This is a genomic window from Acidiphilium sp. MT5 (assembly GCF_054767495.1).
The window spans coordinates 166,265-176,325 of sequence record NZ_BAABMR010000010.1; the positions used below are offsets into that span (position 1 = coordinate 166,265).

The window sequence follows — 10,061 nt, forward strand, 5'->3', positions numbered from 1 at the left end:
CAGCGCCGGGGCCGCACGCCCGAGCGCACGCGGATTGGCGGAAACTGGCGCACCGGTCAAGCCAAACAGCGCAATGAACGGCGATTACCTGATAATATCATCAAGGGCCAGCAGATCATTCATGCCGTAAAGCCCTGGCGGCTGGTGGATCAGCCAGAGGGCGGCGCGGACCGCACCATCCGCAAAAATGCGTCGATCAAGGGCATGATGGGTTAGGGTGATTTGCTCAAAACCGGCCGTAAACAACGCCGTATGCGAGCCAATGATCTGCCCGCCGCGCAGGCTGGCGGTTGGGATTGGGGCCTCTGCGCCACGGCCACGCTGGATGGCGCGGGTGAGCGCGATGGCGGTGCCGGAGGGTGCATCGCGCTTTTGGCGATGATGCATTTCCAGCACTTCGGCATCATGCGTGGCGGCGGGAAGCTGGGCCGCGAGAATTTGCGCGAGGGCGAGGATCAGATTGACGCCGGGGGCAAAATTAGCGGCGGTGAAAACGGGGATTTGTGTCGCGGCGGCGGCAATTGCCGCGTGATCCGCCTCGGTCTGGCCGGTGGTGCCGAGCACCCAGGCCGTGCCGGTTTGGGCCAGAATCGCCGCGTGTGGCGCAATCGCCGCCGCGATGGTGAAATCAATCACGACATCGCACCCGCGCGCGAGGGCCGCCAGATCATCGTGACGGCCCGTGCCGCCGACCAATGTCGCACCCGCTGCCGGGATCGCGGCGGCGAGCAATTGGCCCATCCGACCGCTGATACCGGCAATGCCGATCCGTGGCGTCGTCATGACCATAATCCTGGCGGCGATCCTGGCTGCGCGGCGGCACGGGCTTGTTGTAAGGCGTGATCGATCGCGGCGCGGCGGGCGCGAACGATGGACCGCAGATCGGGCGGCAGAAGATGATCATCCTCCGTTGCGTTTTGCCGCGCGAGCCGATCATAGGCGGCCTGGATCGTGGCGGAAGATGCATCTGGCGCGACGCCGAGAACCGAATACCAGGGGCCGTTGGTGGTCGGAGGCGACGCATAGGGGGTCGATGGGATCGATCCAGGTTTGGCATCGCCAAAATGCGGCGTCGCGGCTTTACGGCGTTTCGAATCGATGAATTTCGATATCCCGACATAGCCGACAATGCCCGCGACCAGGGCGACGGCCAGCGACACGATGCCGGACGAGGGCGCGCTCATGAACGGCGAAATAATCGGGCGAAAAATCGGCGAAAGGCTGCGCCGACCGCCACCAGACCCACGATAATAATCTTGGAAAAGCTGAGGATGGCCTTGATTGCCAGGGCAAACAGGCCGGTTTTCACCGCAACGGCGGCAGCACCTCCGGCAATCAGGCCAGCGAGACCAAATTTAGCCAGCTTGTCGCCCTTTTTGAAATCCGTATAGCGTTGACCGGCGGTGAACCGAAACCCATTCATGGCGGAATCGAAAGCAGGAAGGTCGCTTTGTAGGCGCGACGGCGCATCGACCATGACGATGTGCAACACGCCGAGCCGACCAAGGATGCGGGTATTCATGTTCTCAACCGAACCTCCGCCTGACACATCGTACGTGAAAGCCCATTCGAGCCGATGGGTCGTGGCATCGTAATGCGGCTGCATCCCCCAGCCGGTGAGGGTTAGGACCGGCAGATGGTCGCGCTCGCGGGTCGCGATGCTGCGCTTATTGTTGCGCTGTTCGGCCGCAAGGATTTTGGCGGCATCGATCTTTTGCTGATCGAGCACGTGGCCGATTGCCTCGTAATTCATCACCGCGAACCAAGCCATATGGCGTGCCGTCGGGGCGATGACGTAAAATTGTGCATCGCGGCGCACGGGATTGCCCTGCAACCGGAGAAACTTGTCCGAATCGGGCGGTGCCAGCATCATGATGCCCGGCTGCAAGACCATTTGACCGGTGTTCCCGACCGGCGCCAACGCGGGTGCGCCCAGCCAGTGAAGGGCCGCTAATTGTTGCTGCGGGGTAGCGGGCGGCGACGTGGTTGAGGGCGATTGGGCGCTCGCCGATCCGCTAATTGCGGCCAGACAAACAAGCGACAGCCAAGATAGTCGCATTATTTTTCGCATTCGAAGGCTCCGCAGTGCAATCACCAGCGCGTTATCGACGAGGGAGCGGAATCACACAAGGTCCGAGAGTGTAAGTCTTAGTTTTGGATCGACGTGATAATTTTTGCGCGTTGGATATAAACTGGGATAAAGGGATGTTTGTTGGGTATGCTTCGACATGAAAATGGTCGACCAATCAATTACGGTAGGGGGCGAAATGGCGTTTCTGAGCATTTTGGATCGCGAGCGAACGGTTGCACCACCCAATTATAATCGTTGGTTGGTGCCACCTGCCGCGTTATGTGTGCATCTATGCATCGGCGAGGTTTATGCGTTCAGCGTGTTCAACCTGCCCCTAACCAAGCTATTGGGAGGGCCCGGTCATCCCGGACATAATTGGTCCCTGGTTGACGTAGGGTGGATTTTTTCGGTCGCCATTTTGTTTCTGGGACTCGCATCGGCATTTTCGGGTGGCTGGCTTGACCGAGTGGGGCCACGCCGGGCGATGGTGTTGGCCGCGGCGTGTTTTGGCGGTGGATTTTTGATCGCAGCGTTTGGCGTTGCCATTCATAGCTTGGTCGTGTTGTTTCTTGGTTATGGGGTGATTGGGGGGATCGGGCTTGGGATCGGGTATGTCTCCCCGGTGCGGACTTTGCTGATGTGGTTTCCTGACCGGCCAGGCATGGCCACCGGGCTTGCAATCATGGGATTTGGCGGCGCCGCGATGATCGGTGCGCCGCTGTCAGTTCTGCTGATGCATTTGTTCGCCACCGCATCGCAACCCGGTATCGTCGGCTGCTTCGTGACATTGGGTGTTGTCTATGCGATTTTCATGACGCTGGGCGCTGTGATCGTGCGTGTGCCGCCCGCCGGCTGGATGCCGCCCAATGCCGACGCCCAGACCAATGCGGCATCCTGGTTAAACAGCACCGATGTTACCGGTGGTGGCGCTTTGCGCACGCCGCAATTTTATTATTTGTGGCTGGTGCTATTTCTGAATGTTACCGCTGGAATTGGCGTGATTAGCCAAGCCAGCCCGATGATTCAGGAAATGTTCCATGGCCGGATCACCGCCTTCACGGCAGCGGGTTTCGTTGGCTTCATCTCGCTGTTCAACATGGGGGGCCGGTTTGCCTGGGCCTCGTTGTCCGATTGGATTGGCCGCAAGGCAACTTTTTTCATATTCTTCTTTCTCGGTATCGCGCTGTATTTGATTGTGCCGCATACAGCGGTTTTGGGTAGCGTTGCGCTGACGGCTCTTTGTTTCGGCTTGATCTTGTCGATGTATGGCGGTGGCTTCGCCACCATACCGGCCTATCTGCGCGATATTTTCGGCGTGCGCCATGTCGGCGCAATCCATGGACGGTTATTGACGGCATGGTCCGCTGCCGGCGTATTGGGGCCGGTATTGATCGATTATATTCGGCGTTATCAAATCAGCCTGGGTGTGCCGAAGGCGGATTCATACACCGTGACGCTATATATCATGGCGGGATTGTTGTTATTTGGGGCGTTTTGCAATTCAATGATCTATCGTTGGCAAACCGATGTCACCGGCATTAATCTCGCCGAATTGTCCGAGGCCAACCCAGCGCCCGCGTCAGCTAAGGCCATGGCGACAACCGAGCCACTCTTCATCGCCTATTGGCTTTTGGTGGGAGTTCCTCTGGCCTGGGGCGTGTTCAATACGCTATTGGGCGCAAGCCATCTCTTTGGCCTTTGATCGGACTCACAGGGCCAAATTTGTTACGGGCGTAATGCGCTGACCCAACGGGCGGTTTCGCTGGCGAAATCAGCCCAGCGTGGAAGCTGGAGGGTCGCTGCTTCGGCCCAAAATTGTGCGGCATTTGCAGTGTCACTCATTACGCTGACCGCATCGGCAATTGTTTCAGGCGTGAGGGTGGGCAGACGAATTTGACCACGATGAGGCAAGGCGCTGGTGGATGGCAATTCGCTCGGGACGATCACGGGGATACCGGCATAGAGGCTTTCAACTGGCGGCAAACCATAGCCTTCGATTTCGGATAAATAGAGGCACGCGCGCGCACGCCGCAGTAATGATCGGAGCTCATCATCGGTGGCATGGCGATGCCAAGTGAAATGGGGATGATTGGCAACCGCTTCGAGCGCTGAAAGATCAGCGCGGGGAAAGGCGCGACCGACCAAGGTAAGCTGCGCGGTGCTGCCGCGCTGCCACAGGCGTTGAAAGGCCGCGATCATCAAGGGTTGATTTTTGCGGCCATCGATCGACCCAATACTGAGAAAATCGCAGCGCGCAGGCTCAAATAACTGACGCTCCAGCGCCAACCCGTCGGCGCCGAGCGGCAGCACTGGACCTGGCTCGACAGGATTGCGGCGGATGCGGCGCATGAAGTCCGTCCTGGTCTGGTCACTGATGAAGGCCAGATGGCGCGCGTCGCGCAGCACGCGCAGATAGGGCATCAGCGGTGCTGTTTCGCGCACATTGATCTGAGCTGGATGCACATAGGCAATCAGGTCGTAGACCAGGAAGGCTGCGCGCTCAGGGGGGAGCGTGTGATAAAAATTGCAACGGGCGTGATCATAAAAAACTTCCGGCACCAAGATGCGGGTTGTGGCATCGAGCGGCACAGGCGGGCGTGGGCCCAACGCAGCAAGGCGGCTCTCAATAATGTCGGCGGCAGCATTCGTATCGAGCAAAATTGCGCGCGCCGCAGCGGGTAATTGCACCAAACCGCGCGCGGGATCGAACGTTGCGAGGGTGAGCGGGCTCTCGGATGGCCAATGCTGGATCAGCGCCCGCACGACCCGCTGGATGCCGGTATTAATCGGGTTTTGCGCAAGTTCGGTACAATCGAGCACAATCATGCGAAGCCCAACCCATTCATCAATTTTGTGCAATAAATATCGAAATTGCGGGTGGCGAGATCAGCCCGCCGGGCGGCAAGGGGGCGTGGCCGGTGGCGGGATGGCTCAATGATGTCCGCGATGGCCTCGGCCAACAAGGGGGCGCTGAGGGCATCGGGGATTGTGGCGACATAGGGGGGCGCCTCGATCGCGTTAGCGAGGCTGGCATTGGCAACACTCGGCACGCCAGCACCGATGCAATCGATCAAGGCCCCGGATAAGCCGCCAAAACCATAGGTGCGCAGTTGCACCGCCACATCACAGGCGATCAGCCAATCGCGATAGAGCGATTGATTGTCACGATCGGCGATGATTGTGACATTGACCCCAACCTCCGCCGCCAAACGATCAATCATGGCGGCGATATCAGGGCTGGCTTGCCCGATCAGCACCAGCCGGGCCGGCAAGCCCCAGCTTCGGAGCATGTCCAGCGCCCAGATTAGTTCGCCCGGTGCGCGATCACGGCTGATTGTGCCAAAACTCGCAATAATCAGCTCGTCGGGCGCGAGGCGCAGTTGGCTGCGAACCCGTGCGCGCGCTGCCTCGCTGAGTTGCGCATCGGTAAAGTCGCGATAGGGGGGGAACGGCAGCACGATGGCGGTGCGCTGATAGAGTTGGGTGATCAGGCGCGCGGTGATCGCCGAATGCACGAAGAGTGGACGCGATGCGGCGGCAATTTCACCGAGAAACAGCACCGGCAATTCACCTGGATGCATCAGCCAATGCTCCACCTCTTCGGGCGAGACGACCCGGCCTGCCTCAGCGCTGGCTTGTGCGCAGGCGCGTGCAAGGCCCAGGCGATGGACGTAAAAATCGAGCATGCGCGCGTCATGCGCGATGCAGGCGGCACCATGGCTGCGCAGGAGATCAAACTCGGCCTGATGAAAATGGGAATTGCCGAGCACATCGATCACGGCGTCAAATTGGTTTGAGACATGGGCATAGCGGCCCGGCGTGCCGGCAAACTTTGTTTGCGGCGGGAGTTGGGGGTTGGGGGTATTGGTGAAGACCGAAATATCCGCGCGCTGCGCTAAGCTCTGCAAGGTGCGTTCGGAAAAATCAGCGCAGCCGGAAGCCGTGGGGGGCATCGGCGAGACGAACGCGATTCGCGGCCGATAGTGACGGGCAATGGCCGGTTTTGGCAGCGATTGGGGCGGACCAATCAGGGTGGCGATGGCATCCCAGGCGCGCGCATTGACCTGTTCTTGGGTGAATCGCGGCCAAATCGCGGCGGTGCGCGCCGTCATTGCGGGCAGATGCGATGGATGGGCTGCGAGATGGTTGAAGCATCGCAGCAGGTCCGCCGGATCATCGGCATCGAAACGATCTTCTGCATCGGCGAGCAATTCTGCATGGGCGGGGCAGTTGCTGGCCAGCACCGGGGCTGATTGGGCCATCGCCTCGATCACCGGGATCGAAAATCCTTCGCTGCGCGACGGCACGATGACGAGGTCGCACGCGCGATAAAGTGCCGCGAGGCTGGGATCATCGAGAAAAGGATGAAACACCAGTAAATCGGGGTTTCCGCCTTCATGGCGTGCCAAAGCGCGCAAGCGCGATTGGGTTTCGGCGGTGGGTAAGCCGGTAAATTCGAGCGTCACCGCTTGGCTTTGCAGCGCGGTCGCCATCGCGTGGGCGCGGACGGCGATTTCGGGATTTTTACGCCAATCTTCGCCGCTGGGCACCAGAATACGCTGCAAAGCGCGCCGCGCTGGGGGCGGGTTATGCTGTGGCAGCATTGATGGGCGTAGCGCAACGCCAGTCACCGCGACCAGCGACGCCCGGTGCGCCACCCAGCTTTCGAGCTGGAGCCGCGTTGCCTCGGAAATCGGGAGGAGCCCATCATAGAGGCGTAATGACGCGAGGCTGGCATAGTAATGCACACGCGTTGCGGCGTTGGTGAGATAATGTTGCGGAAAATCATGCGGAATGAAATCATAGACCAGCGCAATGCTGGGCACGCTGGGATCGGCCAGCAGCCGAGCGACCCAGAGCGGATCATGGGTCATCGGAGATGGTTGCAAGAATAGGCAGCGTTCGGTCGCCTGCCGATAGGCAACAACCCGGTTGTCATCAAACAGGGTACGAAAATCCTCGGCCAGGGCCGGTAAAGCAGGATCGGTTAGCGCAACGAAACGACACGCGGCGCGGATGTCAGCGCGCGCGTGCCCACCCGCGATCAGCCCGGCGGCATGACTGCCAATGCCACGACGGGCGAAGGCTGGGTCCTGCAGGCACCGCGCATCAATGATGAGATCGCGCATTACGCTCATGATCCTGGTTGGATGCCATGCGATGATCGGCGGCGAGACGTTCGGCATCAAGCGCGAGCGTGACCAAAGCGGTTTCGACCAGATTGACCAATTGATCGGATGGTGCCTGTGCCAAGGAGGGCTCTTTCGCTGCCTGTGTTAGGCGCTGGAGGTCGGTGATGGATTGGTTGAGATGATGGAGATGATCGGTGAGATTCGCCAAATCATGGCGAACATCGCCGATCAGGAACCAGCGGAGCCGCCAAGCGATGGGCCGCAGGATCGGGCGAAACGGGCGATAGGCCGTGTAGAGCAGCGATTTGACCCGTGCGCGCAGGGTGGGTTCTGGCGGGGGCGCTGGTGCTGCCTCGCTCGGTGGTGCGGGCGTTGCTGGTTGGGGCGGCGCGTCCCATCGGCGCAGCCATCGTGCGATTGGCAGGAAAAGCTGCAAGGCGCGTGGCGCGTCCGGCCAGTCCAGATGATCGGTCAGGCGCTGTTGAAAGGCTTGATGCGCCTCAAGTTTCTCAGTGAGTTGATGCACCTGATTGAGCAGGCGCGTCTGATCGTCACGACTTTGCCGATAGGACGCTTCGCGTGCGGCGAGGTCATTTCGGCTTTTTTCAAGGTCGTGCCGCAGCACTGCGATGGCCGGATCATGCACCACGAAATGGTCGAGCACATTCACCGGAAGCAGAAAATGGCGCTGCAAATCGCGATGCTCGTGCGGGAGGTAAAAAATATTAATGCCGTCGAAATAGGCGCGGTGATAGCCCTGATCGAGCAGGATCGGCTCCCAGGATTGGTTTGCCAGCCGATTGGTCCAAGGCTCGGTGGCTTCGATGACCAAAATGGTGGGGCGGACCCGGCGCCAATCGGTGCTCGTGATGATGGCGGCTTCAGCGCCTTCAACATCGATTTTAATGAAATCGGGCGTGCGCCCGTTGGCATGGGCGGCGAGAATGTTGGTGAGTGTGTCGCTGGCAACCCGACGCCGCGACACGCCCGGCACCTCGGATGATGGAATGCGCGACTGGCCGGGATCGGTTGGATCTTCGATAAATTCAACCTCACCTTGATGATCGCTCACAGCGAGATTGAGATTAATATCGTTGGGCCGTTCGGCGGCGAGTTTGGTAAAAATCAGCCCGGGTTCGATATTGATGCCGCGCCAGCCCCGATCATAGAAGGCTTTGGTCACGGAACCGATCGATGGATCGAATGCGCCGATATCGACATAAAAGCCTGTATCTTTGCCCGCGAAGACGCGCGCCAGCAAAATATCCTCGAAATTCTGCGCGTAGGCGATAAAAGGCGCACCGACTGGCGGACTGCCCGGCGATGAATCGCCTGTTTCAATCGATGTGATCATTTTCTGTTGGCCCCAATCACGAAAGCACGGTCTCCCATCCGAGACCGTGCCCCCATGATTTAGCGGAGTGCCTAAAGAATCGCCACTGCGTGGATGAAAGCGGTGGCCCGCACAAAGTTACGAAATGTTAAATGCCTTGCTGATGCACACAGCGATCGACAATTTCGGCGACCTGCCGTGCGCCGGTTAGATTGAGAGTCCAAGTGACGGGATGCGCAAACATGATGCGCAGTTGGGCGTGCTGACTATGGACGAGCACGCGAAACCCCTTCCAATCGATCACGTCCGTCTTGATCAAAGACTGTGTCGCGATGCGCGCAGGATGGCTGTAATCAACCCCATCGACATGCAAAATCATTTGCAGGTGACTCCCCTTCCCCGCCAGGTTCCAGTGCGGCCTATAGGCATACATGTGGGCGCCCGCATGATCGAACCGGAAACCAAACGCACCGCCATCTTTAAATGTTTCTTTCATCACGCAAAACTTTTTTGATGGGCTGCCGCCACCCATCTTGGCGGTCCAAGCGCCGATGTGACCCAACTGGCTGGATGCGAGAGAATTTGGCGTTGCAGCGAGCATGGATAGCGCAGCGATTGTTGTGATCACGACCATTCGCGGGTTAAAACGAGAGATCAATTTTTCACTCCTTGAAGCTTAGACTGGATAAGCATCGCCTGTAATTTACCATTAAATTACAGCGCTTATCACGAAATTGTGATTTCGCGCCAAAATGGCTTAAAGTCAATGTTCAATTTTGAGGCGGACGCGGCGTTTTGGTGATCGGGGATTTTATGTCGCTCCGCAGGTTGCGCTCTGCTGTTTTCGTTATTTTACGCCGCCGATTCTTCGTTTTTTCGTTTTTTTGCTCCATTTTGTTATGATACCGGAACGATATGGGCGTGATTGTGCGCTCAACGCTCGAAGTTGATTTTTGCGCGGGCGGGGGGTGCGTAGATATGGCCGGGGAGCGTGGGGCGTGGGGGCGCGGGCGGGTATTTTTCGAGCATATATTGGTAGAATGACTGCTCGGGGGTTTTTTTGCTCCGCCGCACTGGTTTGGGAGCTGATTTGGGGCGAGGTTGACGCGGTTTTCGCGGTAATTTGAGGTAAGCGGGGAGCGGGATTGCGAGCATGTGGCAGATTGGGCGCAGCACGCGACCGATTCGGGGGTTTGCGGCGTGGAGGAGCGACAAGTCGGGGTCTTCGAGGAAGCGGATGAGATGTCCGCGCACATAGGGGATGTGATGGCCGGGGAAGGTTTGCAGCAGCCAGCCTTTTTGCTCCGGCAATTCGCTCCTTTTTGCTCCGGTTGGAGGGGGTGGCGCTTGTGCTTCTGCGGGTTCGGGCGAGGTTTGAGCTTTCGCGCCGGGTTTCCGTTCGCGGAGCGGGCGTGGGTTCAGGGAGAGAGAACGGAAACGGCGGGAGAGGAGCGAAATACGATGCCAGACGGCCCATGTGTGGACGGCCCGGTGAGGTCAAGAGCTGACGTTGCAAGATTTAGCG

Annotated in this window: 9 protein-coding genes; 1 reads left to right on the forward strand and 8 read right to left on the reverse strand. The window is 59.1% G+C overall.

Annotated elements, in window-relative coordinates; all coding sequences use genetic code 11:
- Positions 1-84: 84 nt before the first annotated feature.
- From dapB to ACYUCQ_RS12205, 3 genes are read right to left on the reverse strand one after another with little or no spacing between them, the layout of a single operon-like run.
- Entirely contained in the window at positions 85-783 is a 699-nt protein-coding gene (dapB, locus tag ACYUCQ_RS12195) for a 4-hydroxy-tetrahydrodipicolinate reductase (protein WP_460254806.1), read from the reverse strand.
- Positions 780-1,184 carry a J domain-containing protein gene (locus ACYUCQ_RS12200; protein WP_460254807.1) on the reverse strand — a complete coding sequence of 135 codons (405 nt, stop codon included), beginning with the start codon at positions 1,182-1,184 and terminating at the stop codon, positions 780-782. The genes dapB and ACYUCQ_RS12200 overlap by 4 nt, the downstream gene beginning before the upstream one ends.
- A complete protein-coding gene (locus ACYUCQ_RS12205) occupies positions 1,181-2,071 on the reverse strand; it encodes a DUF2167 domain-containing protein (protein ID WP_460254808.1) in 891 nt (296 codons plus the stop codon). The genes ACYUCQ_RS12200 and ACYUCQ_RS12205 overlap by 4 nt, the downstream gene beginning before the upstream one ends.
- 196 nt (positions 2,072-2,267) lie before the next feature.
- Between ACYUCQ_RS12205 and ACYUCQ_RS12210 the strand changes: the two genes are divergently transcribed.
- Positions 2,268-3,773, forward strand: coding sequence for an L-lactate MFS transporter (locus tag ACYUCQ_RS12210; RefSeq protein WP_460254809.1), 1,506 nt, complete (start codon positions 2,268-2,270; stop codon positions 3,771-3,773).
- A gap of 23 nt (positions 3,774-3,796) precedes the next feature.
- Here ACYUCQ_RS12210 and ACYUCQ_RS12215 read toward each other — a convergent pair whose 3' ends face one another.
- The 5 genes from ACYUCQ_RS12215 to ACYUCQ_RS12235 form a co-directional block, all read right to left on the reverse strand.
- Positions 3,797-4,930 (reverse strand): glycosyltransferase, encoded by a 1,134-nt coding sequence (locus ACYUCQ_RS12215; protein ID WP_460254810.1) that lies wholly within the window; start codon positions 4,928-4,930, stop codon positions 3,797-3,799.
- Complete coding sequence (locus ACYUCQ_RS12220; protein WP_460254811.1) at positions 4,894-7,200, reverse strand: glycosyltransferase; 2,307 nt, start codon at positions 7,198-7,200, stop codon at positions 4,894-4,896. The genes ACYUCQ_RS12215 and ACYUCQ_RS12220 overlap by 37 nt, the downstream gene beginning before the upstream one ends.
- Positions 7,181-8,557, reverse strand: a complete 1,377-nt coding sequence (locus ACYUCQ_RS12225; protein WP_460254812.1) for an FkbM family methyltransferase — start codon at positions 8,555-8,557, stop codon at positions 7,181-7,183. Before ACYUCQ_RS12225 ends, ACYUCQ_RS12220 begins: the two co-directional genes overlap by 20 nt.
- Before the next feature lie 127 nt (positions 8,558-8,684).
- A complete protein-coding gene (locus ACYUCQ_RS12230) occupies positions 8,685-9,032 on the reverse strand; it encodes a hypothetical protein (protein WP_460254813.1) in 348 nt (115 codons plus the stop codon).
- Between the two features lie 437 nt (positions 9,033-9,469).
- Positions 9,470-9,847, reverse strand: a complete 378-nt coding sequence (locus ACYUCQ_RS12235) for a hypothetical protein (RefSeq protein ID WP_460254814.1) — start codon at positions 9,845-9,847, stop codon at positions 9,470-9,472.
- Between the last annotated feature and the right edge of the window lie 214 nt (positions 9,848-10,061).